The sequence below is a fragment of the Rhizobium glycinendophyticum genome, assembly GCF_006443685.1.
Taxonomy (GTDB): Bacteria; Pseudomonadota; Alphaproteobacteria; order Rhizobiales; family Rhizobiaceae; genus Allorhizobium; species Allorhizobium glycinendophyticum.
Window position 1 is genome coordinate 116,443 of the sequence record NZ_VFYP01000004.1, and the last position, 20,842, is coordinate 137,284.

Genomic DNA, 20,842 nt, shown 5'->3' on the forward strand with positions numbered 1-20,842 from the left:
TAGGTTAGATTGCAGATCGAGAAATTGCCGTAAAGTAGGCAGTTTTTTAGAACCAGGTCGGACGGAGAATACCAATGACGGCGCATGTGAGACTGAACCCGGATTTCGACCTGGCGATCGAGGCGGTCAAAACACTGATGGCGCAACCGAAGGACGGTCCGTTCGATCCGAGCAACTGCCCCGTGCGGGACGTGCTGTCGCATATCGGCGACAAATGGGCATCTTTGATCCTGCAGGTGCTCGGCGTGCGGCGTCACCGCTTCGGCGAACTGCGCCGCGCCATTCCGGATATATCGCAGGCCATGTTGACCAGCACCTTGCGCAGCCTGCAGCGGGACGGGCTCGTGCATCGGGAGGTCTTCCCGACCCAGCCACCCAGCGTCGAGTACAGCCTGACCGAGCTGGGGCAGTCGCTTTTGGGACCGGTTGCCGCTCTCGTCCTCTGGTCCCTTGAGCATCACGGCCGTATCCAGCAGTCCCGACTGGTCTATGATGGCGAAAACCCACCTGCCCGGAAGTTGCGTTAGCACCACCTCGGATGGCCCACGGGTCGGTATTGCAAGCATCTTGTAAACCATTCCCATGAACCGTTCTTATATGAAAACTGGATTATATGCGTCCCACTAGGAGGCAATTATGATCCGTGATTTCTTACAGGACCGGCGCGGCAATTTTGGCATGATGACCGCTCTTTTGATGGTACCGCTGATCGGCGTTGCCGGTTTCGCGCTCGACGTCAGCGACGCGCTGCTTGCACGCAACTCGCTGCAAGCCTCGGCTGACGCAGCAGCCCTTGCAGCCGTCGCACAAAACTCGATCGGCGTCTCCCAGGCCATGTTGATGACAAGCGACGGTCAGGTCGCGGCCGCCATGGCCGATGCCAAAAAGGTCTTCCTCGGGCAGGCAGGAAATTCCACGGATTACACGTTGCTCAGCGCGGATGTCGATGTGGTCAAGGCAGGCAGCCAGCTGAAGGCCGTCTTCTCCTACAAGGCGGAAGTGCCGACCACGTTGTCGCGCATTCTCGGCAAGAGCAAGATGACGGTGTCTGGCGTTGCCGAGGCAATATTCCAAACCGAAACGTTTCGCGATTTCTATCTGCTGCTCGACAACACACCCTCGATGGGCGTAGGTGCGACGTCAGCCGATGTCAGCAAGATGGTCGCGAACACCAGCGACAAATGCGCGTTCGCTTGTCATATCGTCAAGGACGGCGTTGAAGACAAGAACAGCTATTACAACCTCGCCAAGAAGCTGGGGGTCACCATCCGCATCGACGTTGTCGCCTCGGCAACTTCGGCCTTGATGGACACCGCGAAGTCGAGCCGCAGGAGCTCCAATCAATATCGGATGGCCGTCTATACATTCGGCGAGAAGGCCGAAGATACCAAGCTACTTGAGGTATCGTCGCTGACCAGCGACCTCGATTCCGTCAAAACGAAGGCCGCCAAGATCGGCCTGATGTCGATCCCCTACCAGGGATATGACAACGACCAGCAGACGGATTTCGATCGGGCGCTGTCCAATGTCGGCAAACTGATGGGCACGGCAGGCACAGGCTCCTCGGCATCAAATCCGGAGAAAGTGGTCTTCTTCGTCTCCGACGGTGTGGGCGACGCCTACAAGCCGACCACCTGCACCAAGAAACTCAACGGCGGGCGATGCCAGGAGCCGATCGATGTCACGCAATGCACGGCACTGAAGGCGAAGGGCTATCGGATCGCGGTGCTCTATACAACATACCTGCCGCTTCCAACCAACGACTGGTACAACAACTGGATCAAGCCCTTCCAGAGCGAAATCCCGACGCGGATGGCAGCCTGCGCCTCCCCCGGTCTTTATTTCGAGGTCAGTCCGAGTCAGGGCATTTCGGAAGCGATGTCCGCCATGTTCCTGAAGATTGTCAACACACCGCGCCTGTCAGGCTGAAGTTGTTGGATATTCTGATCACGTTGCCGAACATGCTTCAGGAATTGCCTGACGGGTCCGCGCGCCGAAAGCTCACAGCATTTCCCCCGCTGAAGCACAGACCGTGATCCTCGAAGGCTTTGCGGATCGCGCTCATCGAAGCGGGCCGTGTCGCGCGTTCGCCCTCGGCCTCGATACGGCGGATCGACGAGACGGAGATCCCCGAGAGGTCGGACAAGTCGCCCAGGGTCCATTGCAGCATGGCGCGGCCGGCCCTGATCTGCATCGGTGTCAGATCATAGCCATCATCGGTGTCCCGGCCGCCCCGCGTGTTGAGGTCGTCATGCAACATGATGATCCCGAGCCATTCATGCGAGCGTCCGCCCTTCTTGATGATCGGGACGGCACGGGCGTGGAACCACTGGTATTCTCCGGTGACGCACCGCAAACGATGATTGACCATGTAAGGGGTGAGCGTGCGCACCGACTGGTTCCAAGCGGTCGCGACCCGCTGACGGTCATCCGGATGAACGGCATCGATCCAATTGCCTCGCGCGACATGGACCTCCAGTTGTCCAGTCAGCGCCGTCCAGCCGTGGGAATAGATGGGACTGCCATCTGCCGTCGCACGCCATTCCATGGTCGCCAGAGAGTTGACCAATGCACGATAACGTCCGAGCGTATCCTCAATCGTCTCGCGGCTTTCGTGTTGGGCGGTGACATCGATCACAATGCCGATCGATCGGGAAGGCTGCTGCGCATCATCGAGCACGACCTCCGACCGGAAGTCTATCCAGCGCACTGTTCGGTCGGCGCGCACGATGCGAAAGCGGCGCTCGACGGGAACTCCACTTCGGATCATCAGCCATATGTTTTCCGCCTGGGCCCGGTCTTCGGGATGCGCGAAATCGGCAATCTCCGCGATACGGAAATGCGCTCCAGCCTCCAGGCCCAGGAGCCTCAACAACCCAGCACTTGGACAGCAGGTGACACCCGTGCTGTCACAGGACCAGAAGCCCACAGTTCCGCGATCTTCCGCAAGCTTCAGGTACTGAATTACTACCGCTTCCCGCGACTGACCGCCCTCATCTCCACGATCGGAGCCATCGATTTGTCTCTCGATGACGGATTCGGATGCGATTTCGGACAGCACTTCGAGCGGACTGGCATTCATGGTTCACTTCCCTGTCCTGAGGACTAAGGATATCTGCAGGATTTTCGGGTAAAACGCTAGCGCGGCCCAATTGTGACGGCAAGTCCCTTGCCACCCGGTTGGGACGGCATGAGATCCAAGGCCGGCGCTCCCTTTCCACTGAGGGTCCGCCTATGGCCGGTGCGGACCGCTCGTGGTGCGATCAGACACTTGCCGCAGAACGAACGGCATGGCAGGACTGCGACGGTGGCGCAAGCCGCCGACGCAATACCGATCAAAAAGAGATTTTCATGTCGAACGTCATCAAGTTCGAGCGCCCGCCGGAGCCCAAGGCGCCGAAGCCGAAGAAGACGCTGTCTCCTGCCCGCCGCAAAGCTCTGATCTTTGCCGGCATCGCTGTCGCCTTCGTCGCGACCTGGGGCTATTTCACCCTCTTTGGCAGTTGACCTTCAAGGCACTCATTCGCCTTGCAACTCGAGCGCCTGACGAACGAGGGCGCCGCGGGCACCAATGACCTTTCGAGCGAGCGCTGCGCCCGCTGCTGCCGCGTCCGCCATAGAGGCGCCGACAAGTTCGGCGGCAAGATAACCCGCGTTGAAGCTGTCGCCTGCAGCTGTCGTATCGACGACTATCTGGGCGGACGGCACAGAAACTGTGTCCAGGCGCCCCATGGCGTCTGCAATTGTAACGTCACCAGGCCCGTTTTTCACCACCACCCGCGACGTGCCCTGATCGCGATAGCGCGCTACGGTATCGGCGGGACTGGCATCGCCGAAATGCGCAGCCTCATCGTCGAAAGAGGGAAGGCAAAGGCTGCTCAAAGCAGCGGCCCGATGGATCCAGCCACGCATGCTGTCGGCATTATCCCAGAGCCGCGGGCGCAGATTTGGGTCGAACACCACCTGTCCGCCCCGCCCGGCAAACTGCGACAGGATTTCCAGAAGGGCCACGCGATCTCCGGCGGGAAGGATTGCAAGAGTGATGCCCGACCAATAGGCAACATCAGCATCCTGCAATGCTGCAGCGACTGCGGCGGGATCGCTGGCGAGCCGCCGCGCGGCACTGTCGTTGCGCCAGTAGGTAAAGCTTCGTTCACCGTCCCTGAGGCTGATATGGTAGAGACCGATCGTCTTTTCAGCGAGACGCCGGATGTGCTGCGTGCCAATTCGTTCGGTGGCAAGGAAATCGACGAGGCGCTGTGAAAGCGTATCGGTACCGACGGCCGTCAGATAGTCGATCTGCCAGTCACTCCCGAGCATCCCCCTCAGGTACCAGGCCGTGTTGAGCGTATCGCCGGCAAAACCCATGGAAAGCAGCCCCGGGGTCCCCGTCTCCGAGAGCTCGCCCATGCATTCGCCAATTGCGACGATCCGTCCCATGTCTTCCTCCTCATTCTAGTCTGTCCCGTGCATACTGCGCAGCTACCGGGCCGTCGACTGGAAATCGCCCGCGTCAAACGAGATGACGGAGAGAGGAGCAGTTTGAAACGACCCAAGAGCAGAGATTGATTGATGAGCCGCTCCCGTTGACCTCTGGCCTGCGCGTCGCAAAGTTGCGGTTTTCAAGCGATGGGCGAAAGAGCAAAGAAGCTGTCGAACCCTTCAAGGGGCGCTTCGGCGACAATCCGCGCCAGGGTCCCCTGCGCGGCAAGATCCTCTTCCAGCGCCTCCACTTCCGACGAGAGCGGCCGATCGGAGCGATAGAAGGCGGAATGAGCTCGCGTGACCTCCTGCAGCATGCGGGCTATGCCCTCCGGGCGGTCGCCGAGAATATCATTGCCTTGCGCTGCAAACATCGCCTCGAGCGCTGCCATGCGCTTTAGAGCCTCCACCTGTCGTTCGAAGCGTTCCACGATCAGCGGCAAGAAGGCCGCCTCATCTTCGATACCGCCTGCAACGACCAGCGACTGGGGAGACAGTGCAGCGGTCATTGAGGTTACGCGCATGTAGAGATCGCCGACCAGCTTCAGCGCTGGCCCGAAACCGGTTGCAACGGCGCCGCCGGGCACGAGATTGACTGGCAGGTCGCGCCGTCCGCCATTTGCGAGCAGGACACAGCGGTTGAACACATTGCGCGCGACATGAGCGATTACCAGTTGGCCTGCCTGCATGGCGATGGCGACTTCAAGTGGCAGTGACCCGCCTGAGGTCAGCACCTCGCCCTCCACCACGACGGGATTGTCATCACTCCGGCCGGTCGCCTTCAGGATAACGGCTCCGATGCGCGAGATTTCAGCGACGGCGACGCCGAAGATCTGCGGCAACATGCGCAGGCTCAGCGGATCCTGCACATGCGAAGCGTCGTTCCACTGCCAGTCTGCCGATGTTTCGGTCAGCCAGCGGCCTATCTTGGACTGCGTCGTGCAGCCCACGGTGACGGCGGAACGCCAAGGCGCGCGGGCCGCCCCGAGTGTTGCGGACGACATCAGTGCGGTCGCCATCAGCACGCGCAGCACCCGGGCGGCATCGCGCACCGCAACGGCGCTTGCCGCGTAACCGACACCATTGACGGACAGGGACGCAAGTGCGTCGCGGGGCGCAAGCTTGATCGGCACCATACCGAGTTCGGCAAATACGTCAGCCGTCTTGCGGCGCAGCCCCCGGTAATAGACCTCGCCGACGCCGGTCAACACCGAGCCGATCTGGCCCATCAAGCCGATATCGGCGCAACCGATCGAGCCGGTGCGGCGCACGACCGGGATGACATCCCGTGCCAGCAACGCCGCAAAAGCCTCAACCAGTTGCGGCGAACAGCCGGAATAGCCTGTCAGCGCTGTATTGATGCGGATGGCGATGGCCTTGCGAACGGTCGGGATCGGGAATGGCGCGCCAGTACCGAAATGGTGGGCGTGGACGAGGCCGAGATTGAACTGCCCCAGTTCGTCGTCGCTCCAGTCGGTATCCTTCATCGCGCCGACGCCGGTATTGGCACCGTATATGGTTTCACCCCGGGTAATGGCCGCCTCGAGACCGCGCCGACCTTCGCGGACGCGGGCCATTCCTTCCGGGCTCATGGCAACGGCTACGGCACCGCTGCCTATGGCATCGAGAGCGGCAAAATCGAGAGGCTTCGCATCGAGAAGGACGGTTGTCACAGGATCTCCAGCAGGAAGGGGTAGCGCGACAGGAAGGGCTTTGCCGCATTATGCTACAGGGACCTTGCGTCGCGCAGACGGCAGAAATCGCAGGTTCCAGGTCTACCTGCGACGGAGAGACACCAGGTCAACTAGGGGTCGGGCGCAATCACATGCAAGTTAGGGAAATAGCTTCGATAGCGCCCGACATCCCGGGTGAGAAGGGAAAGACCTTCGACGGCGGCAGGCGCGCCAATACAGAAATCCGGAAGTACGCTGCCGCGCTGACCGCCAGCACTGCGGTATTGCGCGAACACCTTGGCGGCTAGAAACAGCGCGGACTTCGGCATGCGGACATGGGTAAGCTCAGCCTCGGCAACGAAAGCGTCAAGCTGTTCTATCCGGGCGTAACGGGCTGCAAGTTCAGCATAGACGACATCGTTGATAAGAACGGGACGATCAATGGCAGTGTTTTCAAGCTGCGCAACCGACCAATGGGCCCAAACCGGGTCATCGGTCACAACGTCGAGAAGAACATTGGTATCGACAAGAATCACGCCTCATCGCCTCGAGTGAGCGCCATGATCTCGTCAGTGGAAAGACCTTTGCCCGCATGACCCCGCAAGCGTTCGAAGAGGCTCTTCGTGGGCTGTGCATCAGCTCGCGTCAGGACCACGCTGCCGTCCGTCCCGCGGCGGAATTCGACTTCACTGCCGGGGACGATACCAAGGAGGTCCCGGACGGACTTCGGGATCGTAACCTGCCCCCTTGGATGTGACTGTGCTTGCCATGGCCGCCATCGGTAATACTAGATGGCAACAAGGTATTACTTCATGGGGGATTCCGCAAGACAACGCATATGCTCTTCACCATAGGTCACTTCTCCGCGCAAATGGCATACCGATGCTGGGTCGCGCGCTCGAGGCCCTTCAGCAGCGAAAAATTCTTCCGTTGCGTGCGATGAATGGCCGACATGTTGGCGTCGATCGTCACCTTGGTGAACCCCGCCTCTCTCAGCAGAGATGCAACCACGTCTGCACGGGCGCCCTTGGAGAAATAGACTGCCTGGAGGATCCGGTTGTGCGTCTCCGCCATGTCTGCATTCGGCGCACCATGAAGGGCATCTTTCGCGAGACCGAGCTTCGCGGCCAGCCGTGTCAGGCGCTTCAGAAGCTGCGTGACCAGGGAGGTGTTGACGAAGTCGCCATCAACGATGAGGACTTTGCCACCGGGCTTCAGGACACGGTGCCATTCGCGGAAACAGGCGAGCGGATCGACCAGGGTCCAAACCAGGTGGCGGTTGGTGATCACGTCATAGGACGCATCCGGCTCCATGGTTCGCTCGGCATCCCCCATCAGGAAACGGATCTTTCTCCCGCGTTTGGCAGCCTTCGCCCGGGCCCGTTCCAGCATCGGCTCCGACCAGTCGAGCCCGGTGACAAGGAAGCCGAGATCGTCCAGCAGATGCGAGACGACCGCCGTGCCGCAGGCAAGGTCGAGCGCCGCTTTGCCCTGCCCATCGCCCAGATGTTTCCGGAAGAGCGTATGCCAGGCGGCACGCTCTTCTTCCGAAAAGATCTCATGACCAGGCTGGGTATCAAAGGTCTCGGCACGCGCAGACCAGTAGGCCTTGATCTCGTCGCGCAAATCATGGTTGGAGACAGAGCTAAGTCCTTGCATAGTATGGTGTCTTTCAGTTGGGCCATAGTTGTTGGAACACTTCTAAAAGAAATTTCTTGACTGCGAAAGTCATAAAAACATAGATCACGACACAATCGCAAACAGGAGACGTGACTGTGTTCAAGATGGAGAAGGTGGCCTCCGCCGCCGCGATTTCGCTCGCCCTTTTTTCTAGCGTGGCAATCGCTGGCGAGACCGTGAAGATCAAGGATATTACCGGCCGTGAAGTCGAGGTGACAGTGCCGGTAGAGCGCGTCATTCTAGGCGAGGGCCGGCAGATTTATTTCACAGCAGCGCTTGATACCGATAAGCCCTTCGGCCGTGTCGTCGGCTGGCGTGACGACTTCAAGAAGGCCGATCTGGACGGCTACAACATCTACCTCCAAAAGTTCCCGGAGATGGAAAAGATCCCGACCTTCGGCGGCATGAAGGACGGCACCTTCGACATCGAACAGGCCGTGGCACTGAAGCCCGACGTGATCATCATGAACACGGAAGCAAAATCCGCCACGGAAGAAAGCGGCTATATCGAGAAGCTGGCCGCCGTCGGCATTCCGCTCGTCTATATCGACTTCCGCGAAAAGCCGATGGAGCACACCGACGATTCCATGCGCATCATCGGCAAGCTGTTCGGCAAGGAAGAGCGCGCCGAGGAGTTCGTGAAATTCCATGACGAACAGATCGCCCGCGTCACGGATGTTCTCGCCAAGCAGGCCGACCTCAAGAAGCCTGTGGTCTTCATGGAGCGCGCCGGCGGCTATTCCGACGATTGCTGCATGTCCTTCGGCAACGAGAATTTTGGCAAAATGGTCGAACTCGCCGGCGGCATCAATATGGCCAAGGACTTCATTCCCGGCACATTCGGAAACGTCAATCCGGAACAGATCATCGCCTCCAATCCGGATCAGGTCATCGTGACAGGCTCGAACTGGGAACTCTACGTTCCGGGCGGCAAGTGGGTCGGTGTCGGCCCGGGTGCCGACCAGACCGAAGCAACCCGCAAACTTGCCGACCTGATGACACGTCCCGCCTTCACCGACATCAAGGCCGTCAAGGATGGCAATGTGCACGCGATCTGGCACCAGTTCTACAACAGCCCCTACCAGTTCGTTGCCGTCCAGCAGATCGCCAAGTGGCTGCATCCTGACCTGTTCAAGGATCTCGACGCCGACCGGACGTTCCAGGAACTGCATACGCGCTTCCTGCCGGTCGACTACAAGCCGGGCTACTTCGCCTCGCTGAAGACCGGATCCTGAAATTTCTCCGGGCCGGCGGCTGACCGTCGGCCCATTGCCTCGGCAAGACAATTTTTTGCAGGACCGAAACCATGGCCTCGACAATCGAAACGGCCCTTCCCGCTTCAGGGGATATCTACCGCAGCCTGACCGCGAGGCGCCTAGCGATCCTGATCGGGCTTAGCCTCTGTCTTCTTGTGTCGATCGCGGTCGACATGGCCTACGGACCTGCTCGCTACAGCCTCTCCGACGTCATCTCGACCATCTGGAACCCGGCCGGGGCTGGCAACCAGCTGCGGGTCGTTATCTGGGACATCCGCATGCCGATCGCCCTGATGGCGGTGACCGTCGGCGCTTGTCTGTCGCTTGCGGGCGCGCAGATGCAGACAATTCTCGCCAATCCGCTGGCAAGCCCCTTCACACTTGGCATTTCGGCGGCCGCCGGTTTCGGCGCAGCGCTCGGCCTTGTGGCCGGCGTCGCGGTCTTTCCGGCCGCTGTGCAATACATGGTGCCGGCCAATGCCTTCCTGATGGCCATGCTCGCCTCGTTGTTCATCTACAGCGTCTCGACACTGCGGGGCGTCACGGTGGAGACGATCGTGCTGCTTGGTATTGCGCTCGTCTTCACCTTCAACGCGCTTTTGTCGCTGCTGGAATATCTGGCCTCCGAACAGGCGCTTGCGGCGGTCGTCTTCTGGACCATGGGCTCGCTCACCAAGGCTACATGGGCCAAGGTCGCGGTAACCTTCGGTGTGCTCGTCGTCTGCGTTCCCCTCTTCGCCCGCCGCGCCTGGGCATTAACGGCGCTTCGGCTCGGCGATGACAAGGCCGCCTCGTTCGGCGTCAACGTGAAGGGCCTGCGGCTCGAAACCATGATGCTGGTCAGCCTGCTCGCAGCCATTCCGGTGTCCTTCGTCGGCACGATCGGTTTTGTCGGTCTGGTCGGCCCGCATATCGCCCGAATGCTTGTCGGCGAGGACCAACGGTTCTTCCTTCCGGGCTCGGTGATCTGCGGCGCACTCCTCTTGTCGGTTACCTCAGTGGTTTCAAAGATGCTGATCCCTGGTGCCATTTTGCCGATCGGTGTGATCACGGCCTTGGTCGGTGTTCCCTTCTTCTTCTCGCTTATCTTCACCAACAGGAGGCGCGCATGGTAGCCCTCAGGTTAGAGGCCGTCGGCGCCCAGTATGGACGCCATCGCATCTTTTCCGATATCACGACCTCCGACATTTCCGGCGGTGCACTCACTGCCGTGATCGGCCCCAATGCAGCGGGAAAATCCACGCTGTTCAAGCGGATAGCCAGCCTTTTGAAGGGCGACGGGGTCGTGCATGTGAGCGGCGAGGAAAGTCTGCGGCCGATCTGTTACATGCCGCAGGATACCGGCGCCAATGCGGTCTTGACCGTCTATGAGAGCGTGCTTCTGGCGTCCAAGCAGGGTTCCGGCTGGAAGGTCGCCGACAATGAACTCCTTGAAATCGACCGCATCCTGAAGGCCCTGAAGATCACCGATCTCGCTTTCCGCGACCTCGGTGAACTCTCGGGCGGCCAGCGCCAGCTGGTGGCGATCGCCCAGGCTCTGGTGCGCAAGCCGGAGATCCTGTTGATGGACGAGCCTACTTCGGCGCTCGATCTCTTCCGGCAGATCGAAGTGCTGCAATTCATGCACAGCCTCGCCCGAGAGACCGGCATTGCCGTGCTGATCGCGTTGCATGATCTCAACCATGCGATGCGCTACTGCGAGCACGTGCTGGTCGTCGCAGATGGCCGCCTCGTTGTGAACGGCCCAACGCTGGAAGTTATCACGCCGGCCCTACTGCGCGATGTCTACCGCGTCGAAGCGCGGGTCGAAACCTGCACCCATGGCAGACCCATGGTGGTCGTCGATGCGGCCCTGGGGTGATCGGAGAGAAGTGAACCGAACCGGCGCACCGACGATGTGCCTCCGAGTCGCGCCAGCGTGAGCTGCATCACACTGCACCCAATCGACTTGTCTTGCTTTGTGGACAGCCAGTTAAACTGCGTTATAAATTCCGTGCAGCAATTTAGACTCCACGGAGCCAAGTCATGCTGAATCGTATTTTGATTTGCATTTCATCAATTCTGCTCGCCGTGACGGCGACACTTGCCAAAGACATTCCCGGCGGCGAAGACTATGCCCTGGTCGGCCGCTACGAGGGGTCCGTCATGACCCTGTACAAAGTCAGTGATTATGAAGAGCAACGCATCCTGACCAAACCGATCAGGTCGGCCGACCGTCGGGAAACGGGAAAGCGCGTCAACGACAAGAACAGTATTTCGGTCGCAGGCAAGTCAATCCGCATCCGTTACGAGGGGCCCGCCGGTCGCTCGCCTCTTGAGGTCGCACGCAACTTCCAGAGCGAGATAAAGGCAAAGGGCTTCGAGATCCTGTTCGAGTGCAAGGGCGCGGACTGCTCCGATCTCGGCGGCTCAGAGCTCTATTTCGCTTTGCATGACGAGAGCCCGCTGGGCAATGGCGACATTCATTCCAACCCGAGCACGCAGATGTTTACCGCCGCCAGGCTTGCCCGACCGGAAGGCGATGTATACGCCACCATCTATGTCAGCGATTTCAAAAAGGCACCCGAGGTTCTCGTCGACGTGGTCGAGACGGCACCTATGGACACCGACAAGATCGTTTTCGTCGACGCGACGCAGATGCAGAAGGACATCAGCGCATACGGTCGCGTCGCGCTTTACGGCATCCTCTTCGATTTCGACGAGGCAAAGATACGGCCGGACTCCCAGCCGACGCTAGACGAAATAGGCAAATTCCTTTCTGCTAACCGCAAGATCAAGGTGATCGTTTCGGGCCACACGGATTGGAAGGGCAGCTTCGACTATAATGTTGATCTCTCCATGCGTCGTGCGCAGGCCGTGGTCCAGGCGCTCACGAGCATGGGGATCGAACCGTCGCGGCTACGCGCCTTTGGCGCCGGTCCGGCAGCCCCCGTCGCCAGCAATGCAAGCGAGGCCGGGCGGGCGAAGAACCGCCGTGTCGAGCTGGTCGAGGCCCAATAACGCAACGGTCAGCTCAAGCCCATGTAGCGCCCGGGCTTGTGGTTGATCGCGAGGATAAGGTTGGCGATTGCAGCGCCCAGCACCGAGAGGGCAAGCCGGTCGGCGGGAAGAATGAAATAGGCCGCAGCGAGGATGCTTAGATCGACAGCAAGCTGAAAGTAGCCGGCCCTCAGCCCAATTTTTTCCTGGAGATACATGGCAAGGATGTTGATCCCCCCTAGCCCCGTGCGGTGACGGAAGAGCATCAGCAAGCCTGTGCCGATAAGTCCACCACCGATGACCGTCGCATAGAGCGGATCAAGATGGGAAAAGTCGATCCACTGGCCATTGAGCTTCGATAGAATGGCGACGAGCGCGACCGCGGTAAAGGTTCTGAACGTGAAGGCCCAGCCCATCCTTTTGACCGCGAGGATGTAGAAGGGCAGATTAACGACGAAAAAGATCGGGCCAAAGCCCCAGCCGCTCGTGTAGGACAAGAGGAGCGCCAGACCGGCGCTGGATCCGACCGTCAGCATGGTCTTGGTGTAAACAAGCGTGCCCAGTGACACGAACATGGTGCCCGAGATCATCGCGAGCACGTCCTCGTAAAGGCGATGGCGCTCGGCCGTCGCCTCGATGGTTGCGGTCGTCGTGGTCATGGACTTATCCGAGAAGCGGCTTGAGGACAGCAGCAACGCGTTCAATGTCCGCGCCCTTCAGGCCGGCGATATTGATGCGCCCTGACGTCGGCATGTAAATTCCGTGCTCTTTGCGCAGTGTGAGAACATCGCTCTCCTTCAGCGGCAGAAGCGAGAACATGCCCTGCTGTTCTGCGATCTGCGGTGCGAGCTGCCAGCCGTCGGCTAGTGCATTCGACAGCTGCTGGCGAAGGCCCTGCAGGCGGTCGCGCATCGAATTCAGCTCGTCCATCCAGTCCTTGCGCAAAATGTCGGAGGATAGGACGGTGCGCACGACTGCGGCACCGTGATCAGGCGGCATCGAATAGCTGGTCCGCGCCATGGTGACCAGGTTCGAGCGTGCAGTGTCGGCTGCGGCTTGCGTGTCGGCCACGGCGAAAATTGCGCCCGTACGCTCGCGGTAGATGCCGAAGGATTTCGAGCAGGAGACGGCGACCAAGGCTTCGGGAGCGGCTGTGATCAGCGAGCGCAGCCCGGCCACATCTTCCTCGATCCCGGCGCCAAAACCCTGATAGGCGGAATCGATTAGCGGGATCAGTCGCCGTTCAGAAATCACGGCCGCGAGCTCTTCCCATTGCCCGGGGGTAAATCCCGCACCCGTCGGGTTGTGGCAGCTGGCATGGATCAGAACCGCATCGCCCCGCTGGGCGCCGGAGAGCGCCTTCATCACGCTGGCGAATCGCACATCCTGGGTCGGCACATCGAAATAGGTATGAGTTTCGACGTTAAGCCCGGTGGCGCCGAAAATGCCGGCATGGTTTGGCCAGCTTGGCAGGCCGAGATGCAAACGCCCGGTGCCTGCGCGCGCGATCAGGTCGGAAGCAAGACGAAGCGCACCGGAGCCGCCGGGGGTCTGGACGCCGGCTGCAAACTTCCCACTTTGGGTCCCGCCAACCAGCTCCCAGAGCAGATCGAGGAAAACCCGGTCGCCTTCCGGCGCAACATAGGACTTGCTCGACTGCGTCTCCAGCAGCAGCTTTTCTGCCGCCTTCACCGAGCGCAGAACCGGCGTATTGCCCAGATCGTCCCGGTAGACGCCGACGCCAAGGTCGATCTTATCGGTGCGGCTGTCGGCATTGTAGAGCCCAATCAGGGCGAGCAGAGGATCGTTCGGCTGGGAGGCAAGCTTGTCGAACATGATGAACCTTGGTGTCGTGTGATGAAGCTAGATCAATAGCAAGTTTCGCGCGCAAAGTCTCTGCGCATTTACCGAAGCGAGATCGACCTACTTCTAGTTTATTGCTCCAATGTCAGAATATGCGATAGCTTATTGCGCATATTCGGGGATAGAGATGAAATGACCGAAGCCGAGCCTCTTCACCTTGACAGGATTGATCGCAAGATCATCGCCTGCCTGCTGCAAGACGCAGACTTGAGCAATGCCGAACTTGCAGAGGGGGTCGGATTGACTGCCGCCCCTCTTTCACGGCGGCTGGCCCGCCTTTACACGGCTGGCGTGATCCGTCAGGCAGTCGTCATCAACCCGGCCCGGGTTGGCCTCGGTCTGCAAGCCTATGTCGAGATCACGCTCGACCGCACGACGCCGCAGGTCGGGGAGCGCTTCCTCGATCATGTCGGCAAATTGGCAGAAGTCGTCGAAATCCATGCTGTCGCCGGAGATTTCGACTTTCTCCTGAAGATCTCGGTCCGCGATATGGCCGATTTTAAGCGCTTGATCTGGCAGGAGTTCGATCGCCTGGCAGAAATCAAGACGATCCGCTCCACCATGGTTTTCGACAGCCCGAAGATCTCCTACGGCTATCTGCCGTAATGAGAAAGGGCGCCAGCGGCGCCCCTCCCCTGCACTCTTCTTGGTCGCTCGGCGTCAGCCGGCAACAGCCGCGATTTTGCCGCGCTTTGCCATGCGCGCCCGGATCGATTCGACGTCCGCCTTCGGCGTCGCTGCAAACAGCGTGCGCGTATAGGCATGCTGCGGATCAGAGAACACCGCATCGCGCGTGCCGTATTCGACCGCCTCGCCGTAATACATCACCATCACCTCGTCGGCGATGTAGCGCACCACCGAGAGGTCATGGCTGATGAAAACATAGGTCAGGCCGAATTCCTCCTGCAGGTCGGCGAGCAGGTTCAGGACCTGGGCCTGGACCGAGAGGTCGAGAGCCGAGACCGGCTCATCGAGCACCAGCAGCTTCGGATTAAGCATCAGGGCGCGTGCGATCGCGATGCGCTGGCGCTGGCCGCCAGAGAACATGTGCGGGTAGCGGTTGTAGTGCTCAGGACCGAGACCGACCTTGATCAGCATCTCGGTCGCCCGCTCGCGGCGCTCGGCATCGCTCATCTTGGTGTTGATCAGCAGCGGTTCACCGAGCACGTCACCGATCTTCTGGCGCGGATTGAGCGACCCATAGGGGTTCTGGAAGACGATCTGCACCTTCTGGCGCATATCGGCTGTCAGATGGCCAGGACGGGTGTCGACTTTCTGACCATCGATCAGGAGTTCGCCGGCGGTCGGCTCGTCGATGAAGGTCAGGATGCGCGCGAGCGTGGACTTGCCGCAACCGCTCTCACCGACGATGGCGAGCGTCTTGCCCTTGTCGAGCTTGAAGGAGACGCCCTTCACGGCATGGACGATCTTGTCCTGCTTGAAGAGGCCCTGCGGCACGCTGTAGTCACGCTTGATGTTGCGGATCTCGAGCATGGGGGTCTGTGTGGCGGTGCTCATGCGGCCCCTCCTGTTTCAGCGGCAGCCAGGAAGTCGGAGACGGTGGTCAACCGGTCACCGGTGGCGTTCTCCGGCAGTGCCGAAAGGAGCGCGCGGGTATAGGGGTTCTTCGGGTTCTCGAAGAGCGAGAGCACGTCTGCCTCCTCCATCTTACGGCCCTTGTATTGCACGATGACGCGGTCGGCAGTTTCTGCCACGACACCCATGTCATGCGTGATCATGATGAGCCCCATGCCGGTCTCGGCCTGGAGCTTCATCAGAAGGTCGAGGATCTGCTTCTGGATCGTGACGTCGAGCGCAGTCGTCGGCTCGTCCGCGATCAGGAGCTTTGGATTGCAGGCGATCGCGATCGCAATCATCACACGCTGGCACTGACCGCCCGACATCTGATGCGGGAAGTGATTGAGCCGCTCGGCCGGATCGGGCAAGCCGACCAACTTGAACAACTCAATCGCGCGCGCCCGGCGCTCAGCCTTGCCGAGACCTAGATGCAGCTTAAGTACTTCCTCGATCTGGAAACCGACGGTGAAGCAGGGATTGAGGCTCGCCACCGGCTCCTGGAAGATCATCGCCACATCTTTGCCGATCAGCTTGCGCCGCTCGCCGGCCGAAATCTTGCTGATGTCGCGCCCCTGGAAGAGCATGTGGTCGGCGGTGATCTTCGCCGTCCAGGGCAAGAGCCCCATGACGGCGAGCATGGCCACGGATTTGCCCGAACCGCTCTCGCCGACGATGGCGAGCACTTCACCCGGTTCGATCGACAGCGAGATCCCGTCGACCGCCTTGAACCAGCCGGTCGACGTCTGAAATTCGACGGTCAAATTCTGGATATCGAGAAGCGCCATGTCAGGACCTCTTCAGCTTGGGGTCAAGCGCGTCGCGCAGACCGTCGCCCATCAGGTTGATGGCAAGAACGGTGATGAGGATTGCGAGACCCGGAAAGGTGACAACCCACCAGGCGCGCAAGATGAATTCGCGTGCTTCGGCGAGCATGGTGCCCCATTCGGGCGCCGGCGGCTGGGCACCCATTCCAAGGAAGCCAAGTGCCGCAGCATCCAGGATCGCATTGGAGAAGGAAAGCGTCGCCTGGACGATCAGCGGCGCCATGCAGTTCGGCAGGATCGTCTTGAACATCAGGCGAAGGGGCCCTGCCCCCGCAAGCCGCGCTGCCGTGACGTAGTCCCGTGACTTCTCCGACATGACGGCAGCACGTGTCAGGCGCACGAAATGCGGCTGCAGCGTCAGCGCAATTGCGATCATGCCATTGGTCAGGCCTGGGCCGAGGATGGCCACGAGAACCAGCGCAAGCAAAAGCGAGGGGAAAGCCAGGATGATGTCCATCAGGCGCATGATGGCCGTATCGAGCCAACCCCCGTAGTAGCCGGCGATGACACCGATCGCGATGCCCGTCGTCAACGACAGCGTCGTCACAAAGACACCGATGAACAACGAATATTGCGAACCGTAAATCAGGCGCGAAAGGATGTCGCGGCCGACGGGATCGGTGCCGAGCGGGTAGCTCCAGTTGCCGCCTTCCAGCCAGGCCGGCGGCAGGAGCACCACGTCGCGATACTGCTCGAAGGGCGAATGAGGTGCGATGACGCCGGCAAACACGGCGATGAACACGAGGGCGACGAACACCACAAGGCCGATGACGGCGCCGCGGTTTTCGGAGAAATAGAACCAGAACTCGGCCAGCATCTGGCGGCGCATCTGAGCGCTCGAAACCGGCTGGCTGGATGTTGTCTCTGCCATGGGATTTTATCCTTCTAGTGGCGGATGCGCGGGTTGATCAGGCCGTAGAGCAGGTCGACGATCAGGTTCACGACCATGATGATGCCGGCGATCAGGAGCAGGCCTCCCTGGATGACCGGATAGTCACGGCGGAACACGCTGTCGACCATCCACTTGCCGATGCCCGGCCAGGAGAAGATCGTCTCGGTCAGGATGGCACCGGCGAGCATGACGCCGATCTGCAGGCCGATCGTGGTGATGACCGGGATCATGGCGTTGCGCAGTGCATGCAGGCTGACCACGCGGAAAGGCGACAGGCCCTTGGCACGCGCCGTGCGGATATAGTCCTCCGAAAGCACCTCCAGCATGGCAGATCGCGTCTGGCGCGCGATGACGGCAAGCGGAATGGTGGCGAGCACGATCGACGGCAGGATAAGATGGCTGACGGCAGAGGCAAACGCCCCCTTCTCACCAGACAGCAGGCTATCGATCAGCATGAAGCCGGTCACCTGCGGGAAGAAGAACATCAGCGAAATGCGTCCCGAAACCGGCGTCCATTGCAGGATGCCGGAAAAGAGGATGATCAAGAGCAGACCCCACCAGAAGATCGGCATCGAGTAGCCGACAAGGGCAATTCCCATCATCGTCTGGTCGAAGGCAGAGCCACGCTTGATGGCAGCAATGATCCCGGCGGGAACGCCGATCGCCACGGCAATCAGGATGGCGCAGAAGGACAACTCCACAGTCGCGGGGAAGAGCGCGAAGAACTGGTCGATGATGGGGCTCTTCGAGACGATGGACGTCCCGAAGTCACCGGTCAGAACGCCGCCCAGATAATCGAAATACTGGACCACGATCGGCCGGTCGAGGCCAAGATGCGCGCTGATTTCCGCGTGACGCTCCGGCGACATGACCCGTTCGCCGGAGAGAAGCGCAACGGGGTCGCCCGGCAGCAACCGGATGAAGGCGAAGGCAATGATCGAGACGCCGACGAAGGTCGGGATCAGGACGGCAAGCCGGCGCAGGAGAAAGCCAAACATGGATGGACCTGTTGTTTTTTTTGTGAAGGTCTAAGTCCCGGTGCCCAGGGCAATCCGGGGTCTGCTCGCAAGGCCACGACGGATCTCTAACCGATGCGCGGCCGCACTGGCGGCAGCTTCAACGACAATCGCCGCGGACGCAACGGCCCGCGGCGAAAGATTGTTCGATCCGATTACTCGGCGATGTCGACGTTTTCGAAGGTGAAGTCACCGAGCGGGCTCTGGACGAAGCCGGAGACTTCCTTGCGCATCGGAACAACCGAGAGCGAGTGGTCGATGGTAGCCCAAGGCGCCTCGCGCTTGAAGACGGTCTGAGCTTCCTCGTAGAGCTTCGTGCGCTCGGCCTGGTCAGACGTGACCTTGGCCTTTTTCACCAGCGCGTTAAACTCTTCGTTGCACCACTGAGCGCGGTTGTTGCCGCCCACGGCTTCGCAGCCGAGCAGGGTGTCGAGGAAGTTATCCGGGTCGCCGTTGTCACCGGTCCAGCCGAGCATGACGGCGCCATCACGATCCTTGGCCTTCGAACGGTCGAGATACTCGGCCCACTCGTAGGAAACGATCTCGACCTTCACACCGATCTTGGCGAAGTCGTCCTGCATGATTTCAGCCGCACGACGGGCGTTCAGCATGTAGGGACGCGAAACCGGCATCGCCCAGATCTTCATCGAGAGATCCTTGACGCCGGCTGCTTCGAGTTCCTTCTTGGCAGCGTCGAGGTCGTAGGCGTCGTCCTGCGTGGCTTCGTTGTAAGACCACATGGTCGGCGGGATCGGGTTCTTGGCCGGCGTTGCCATGCCCTGGAAGACGGCGTCAACGATGGCAGCCTTGTTGATCGCCTTGTTCAGCGCCTTGCGCACTTCCGGCTTGTCGAACGGTGCCTGGGTCGTGTTGTAGGCGAGGTAGGCGACGTTGAGGCCTTCCTGTTCCATCACGGTAAGCGACGGGTCCGACTTCATGGCTTCAACGTCGGCAGCGTTCGGGAACGGCATCAGGTGGCATTCGCCAGCCTTCAGCTTCTGATAACGAACGGCAGCATCGGTGGTGATGGCGAAGACCAGATCGTCGATTTTCGGGGCACCGCCCCAGTAGTCGGCGTTCTTCTTGTAGCGGATGACGGCGTCCTGCTGGTAGCCGACGAAGATGAACGGACCCGTGCCGACCGGCATCTGGTTCAGCTGTTCCTTCTTGCCTTCAGCTTCGAGCTTGTCGGCATATTCCTTCGACAGGATCGAGGCGAAGGGCATGGCGAGGTTGGCGATGAACGGCGCTTCCGGACGGTTCAGGACGAACTTCACGGTCAGGTCATCGACCTTCTCGATCGACTTGATCAGTTCGGGGAAACCCATGCCGGCGGCATATTCCCAGGAGGTGCCAGCAACATACTGGTTCCACGGATGGTCAGCCTTAATCTGGCGTTCCAGCGAGAAGATGACGTCGTCGGCATTGAGGTCACGCGACGGCGTGAAGAATTCCGTGGTGTGGAACTTGACGCCGGGACGCAGCTTGAAGGTGTATTCCGTACCGTCGGCATTGACTTCGTAGCTCTCGGCGAGGCCGGCTTCAGCTTCCGTCGTGCCAGGCTTGAACTCCATCAGGCGGCTGTAGACCGGGTGAGCAGAAGCGTCGAAGGTCGTGCCGGCGGTGTACATGCCCGGATCGAATCCCTCAGGCGAACCTTCCGAGCAATAGACGAAGGTCTTGGCGCTGGCAGCGCCCGAGAGGAAAGTGGCCGCAAGCAGGGCTGCGGCAGCAAAGGCAAATTTGGTTTTCATCAGCAGTCTCCCAAAGGCGAAGACGGAGACCCGCCTCGCCGGTTCTTTTGGTTCCGCGGCACGTGGATCGCGCCCGTGTTTTTTCGCTCTGGTCAAGGACCAGAGCCGGCGATTGATCGCAAGGCTGGGAAAGTCGCAAAATGACAACCGCCATCCCCGTCCATCAGATCACTAATGAAGTGTCTTATCGGCTTGAGAAATGTTGTAAAGAGAAATTCTGCCGCATTTGCACTGCAATCTGGTCCAGATTTCGGCAAAATGTCTGCGATACGCACGATCATTCGGCGCTCACGCCCCTTAATTTCAAAAAGCCGTCAAATCGCATGCGCCCCATAGCTGCGCCATTTAGGCCGCTTTTCCCATGCGAGCGTCGCAATGAGAAAGGCCGACCGGCAATCACGGTCCCGGCAGATCGTGATAACTTCTCCGCCCCCCTGGTTGTCTGCCAGTTTACCGTATCCTGTTCCAGCTCTGGCCATCACCAAGGTAGTTCGCTCTGGCGCATCGTGGCCGGGAACCGGTTGGTCGACCGTCGGTTGGGATGATGCGCCATTGATGCGCTTTTCATCATATCACGCAGTTCAGACTGCGGCGGCGCTAGCGCTTACAACCGAAGGAGACCGCATGACCAGAAAGAAAGAACTGTCCGCCATTATCGGCGCGCTGATAGTGGTCGTGGTTGGCGTCGGCGCCTTCTATTTTGTCTCAACCCGTTTCGAGACAGCACCGAACCCCTCAGTATCGAACAAGGAAGGCCGGAATGAACAACCCGCCGGACCCGCAAATCCGGCGGCATTGCCGGGCAATCAGTAAACGAGAGCTGCAGAACTTCATATTGTCACGTC

At 60.2% G+C, this 20,842-nt stretch carries 22 protein-coding genes and 1 pseudogene; 9 read left to right on the forward strand and 14 right to left on the reverse strand.

Translation table 11 applies throughout. The annotated features are described in order from the left end of the window. Nucleotides 1-137 precede the first annotated feature (137 nt). A complete protein-coding gene (locus tag FJQ55_RS19640; RefSeq protein ID WP_425467564.1) occupies nt 138-527 on the forward strand; it encodes a winged helix-turn-helix transcriptional regulator in 390 nt (129 codons plus the stop codon). 109 nt (nt 528-636) lie between these two features. Further along, nucleotides 637-1,929, forward strand: coding sequence for a TadE/TadG family type IV pilus assembly protein (locus tag FJQ55_RS19645; RefSeq protein ID WP_208758234.1), 1,293 nt, complete (start codon nt 637-639; stop codon nt 1,927-1,929). Between the two features lie 37 nt (nt 1,930-1,966). On the opposite strand, the gene FJQ55_RS19650 is transcribed toward FJQ55_RS19645, so the two are convergent. After that, nucleotides 1,967-3,082, reverse strand: a complete 1,116-nt coding sequence (locus tag FJQ55_RS19650) for a PAS domain-containing protein (protein ID WP_140831170.1) — start codon at nt 3,080-3,082, stop codon at nt 1,967-1,969. A gap of 269 nt (nt 3,083-3,351) precedes the next feature. Here FJQ55_RS19650 and FJQ55_RS23455 point away from each other — a divergent pair, with 269 nt between their 5' ends. After that, nucleotides 3,352-3,507, forward strand: coding sequence for a hypothetical protein (locus FJQ55_RS23455; RefSeq protein WP_167507765.1), 156 nt, complete (start codon nt 3,352-3,354; stop codon nt 3,505-3,507). A gap of 12 nt (nt 3,508-3,519) precedes the next feature. Here FJQ55_RS23455 and FJQ55_RS19655 read toward each other — a convergent pair whose 3' ends face one another. The 5 genes and pseudogenes from FJQ55_RS19655 to FJQ55_RS19675 all read right to left on the reverse strand — a co-directional run bounded on the left by FJQ55_RS19655 (nt 3,520) and on the right by FJQ55_RS19675 (nt 7,814). Next, nucleotides 3,520-4,440, reverse strand: coding sequence for a sugar kinase (locus tag FJQ55_RS19655; protein ID WP_140831172.1), 921 nt, complete (start codon nt 4,438-4,440; stop codon nt 3,520-3,522). A 182-nt stretch (nt 4,441-4,622) separates the two neighbouring features. Continuing rightward, complete coding sequence (locus tag FJQ55_RS19660) at nt 4,623-6,155, reverse strand: aromatic amino acid ammonia-lyase (RefSeq protein WP_140831173.1); 1,533 nt, start codon at nt 6,153-6,155, stop codon at nt 4,623-4,625. Between the two features lie 131 nt (nt 6,156-6,286). Further along, nucleotides 6,287-6,691: a type II toxin-antitoxin system VapC family toxin gene (locus FJQ55_RS19665; RefSeq protein ID WP_140831175.1), complete on the reverse strand. Its 405-nt coding sequence runs from the start codon at nt 6,689-6,691 to the stop codon at nt 6,287-6,289. Further along, nucleotides 6,688-6,925: pseudogene (locus tag FJQ55_RS19670) on the reverse strand (AbrB/MazE/SpoVT family DNA-binding domain-containing protein). Before FJQ55_RS19670 ends, FJQ55_RS19665 begins: the two are co-directional and overlap by 4 nt. A gap of 85 nt (nt 6,926-7,010) precedes the next feature. Beyond that, nucleotides 7,011-7,814 carry a class I SAM-dependent methyltransferase gene (locus tag FJQ55_RS19675; protein WP_140831177.1) on the reverse strand — a complete coding sequence of 268 codons (804 nt, stop codon included), beginning with the start codon at nt 7,812-7,814 and terminating at the stop codon, nt 7,011-7,013. 125 nt (nt 7,815-7,939) lie between these two features. On the opposite strand from FJQ55_RS19675, the gene FJQ55_RS19680 reads away from it, so the two are divergent. The 4 genes from FJQ55_RS19680 to FJQ55_RS19695 all read left to right on the forward strand — a co-directional run bounded on the left by FJQ55_RS19680 (nt 7,940) and on the right by FJQ55_RS19695 (nt 12,091). Then, entirely contained in the window at nt 7,940-9,070 is a 1,131-nt protein-coding gene (locus FJQ55_RS19680; RefSeq protein WP_140831396.1) for an ABC transporter substrate-binding protein, read from the forward strand. Nucleotides 9,071-9,141: 71 nt separating this feature from the next. After that, complete coding sequence (locus FJQ55_RS19685) at nt 9,142-10,206, forward strand: FecCD family ABC transporter permease (RefSeq protein ID WP_140831179.1); 1,065 nt, start codon at nt 9,142-9,144, stop codon at nt 10,204-10,206. After that, nucleotides 10,200-10,952, forward strand: a complete 753-nt coding sequence (locus FJQ55_RS19690; RefSeq protein ID WP_140831181.1) for an ABC transporter ATP-binding protein — start codon at nt 10,200-10,202, stop codon at nt 10,950-10,952. Before FJQ55_RS19685 ends, FJQ55_RS19690 begins: the two co-directional genes overlap by 7 nt. Nucleotides 10,953-11,116: 164 nt before the next feature. Continuing rightward, nucleotides 11,117-12,091, forward strand: a complete 975-nt coding sequence (locus FJQ55_RS19695) for an OmpA family protein (RefSeq protein ID WP_140831183.1) — start codon at nt 11,117-11,119, stop codon at nt 12,089-12,091. 8 nt (nt 12,092-12,099) lie between these two features. Here FJQ55_RS19695 and FJQ55_RS19700 read toward each other — a convergent pair whose 3' ends face one another. Together FJQ55_RS19700 and FJQ55_RS19705 are read right to left on the reverse strand one after the other, a co-directional pair. Further along, nucleotides 12,100-12,729 carry a YitT family protein gene (locus FJQ55_RS19700; RefSeq protein WP_140831185.1) on the reverse strand — a complete coding sequence of 210 codons (630 nt, stop codon included), beginning with the start codon at nt 12,727-12,729 and terminating at the stop codon, nt 12,100-12,102. A 4-nt stretch (nt 12,730-12,733) separates the two neighbouring features. Continuing rightward, entirely contained in the window at nt 12,734-13,906 is a 1,173-nt protein-coding gene (locus FJQ55_RS19705) for an amino acid aminotransferase (RefSeq protein ID WP_140831187.1), read from the reverse strand. Nucleotides 13,907-14,065: 159 nt separating this feature from the next. On the opposite strand from FJQ55_RS19705, the gene FJQ55_RS19710 reads away from it, so the two are divergent. Continuing rightward, nucleotides 14,066-14,539: an Lrp/AsnC family transcriptional regulator gene (locus FJQ55_RS19710; protein WP_140831189.1), complete on the forward strand. Its 474-nt coding sequence runs from the start codon at nt 14,066-14,068 to the stop codon at nt 14,537-14,539. A gap of 54 nt (nt 14,540-14,593) precedes the next feature. Here FJQ55_RS19710 and FJQ55_RS19715 read toward each other — a convergent pair whose 3' ends face one another. The 6 genes from FJQ55_RS19715 to FJQ55_RS19740 all read right to left on the reverse strand — a co-directional run bounded on the left by FJQ55_RS19715 (nt 14,594) and on the right by FJQ55_RS19740 (nt 20,278). Continuing rightward, nucleotides 14,594-15,451 (reverse strand): dipeptide ABC transporter ATP-binding protein, encoded by an 858-nt coding sequence (locus FJQ55_RS19715; RefSeq protein WP_140831192.1) that lies wholly within the window; start codon nt 15,449-15,451, stop codon nt 14,594-14,596. Beyond that, nucleotides 15,448-16,296, reverse strand: coding sequence for an ABC transporter ATP-binding protein (locus FJQ55_RS19720; protein WP_140831194.1), 849 nt, complete (start codon nt 16,294-16,296; stop codon nt 15,448-15,450). The genes FJQ55_RS19715 and FJQ55_RS19720 overlap by 4 nt, the downstream gene beginning before the upstream one ends. Nucleotide 16,297: 1 nt before the next feature. Further along, nucleotides 16,298-17,206, reverse strand: coding sequence for an ABC transporter permease subunit (locus FJQ55_RS19725; protein ID WP_140831196.1), 909 nt, complete (start codon nt 17,204-17,206; stop codon nt 16,298-16,300). Nucleotides 17,207-17,220: 14 nt separating this feature from the next. Then, on the reverse strand, nt 17,221-18,225 hold the full coding sequence (locus FJQ55_RS19730) for an ABC transporter permease subunit (protein ID WP_140831199.1): 1,005 nt from the start codon (nt 18,223-18,225) through the stop codon (nt 17,221-17,223). 173 nt (nt 18,226-18,398) lie between these two features. Beyond that, nucleotides 18,399-19,997, reverse strand: coding sequence for an ABC transporter substrate-binding protein (locus tag FJQ55_RS19735; protein WP_140831201.1), 1,599 nt, complete (start codon nt 19,995-19,997; stop codon nt 18,399-18,401). Between the two features lie 92 nt (nt 19,998-20,089). Continuing rightward, the gene (locus FJQ55_RS19740; RefSeq protein ID WP_140831203.1) at nt 20,090-20,278 is read right to left on the reverse strand and encodes a hypothetical protein; all 189 of its coding nucleotides are present in this window, start codon (nt 20,276-20,278) and stop codon (nt 20,090-20,092) included. Nucleotides 20,279-20,621: 343 nt separating this feature from the next. Between FJQ55_RS19740 and FJQ55_RS19745 the strand changes: the two genes are divergently transcribed. Next, nucleotides 20,622-20,810: a hypothetical protein gene (locus tag FJQ55_RS19745; protein WP_140831206.1), complete on the forward strand. Its 189-nt coding sequence runs from the start codon at nt 20,622-20,624 to the stop codon at nt 20,808-20,810. Nucleotides 20,811-20,842 lie beyond the last annotated feature (32 nt).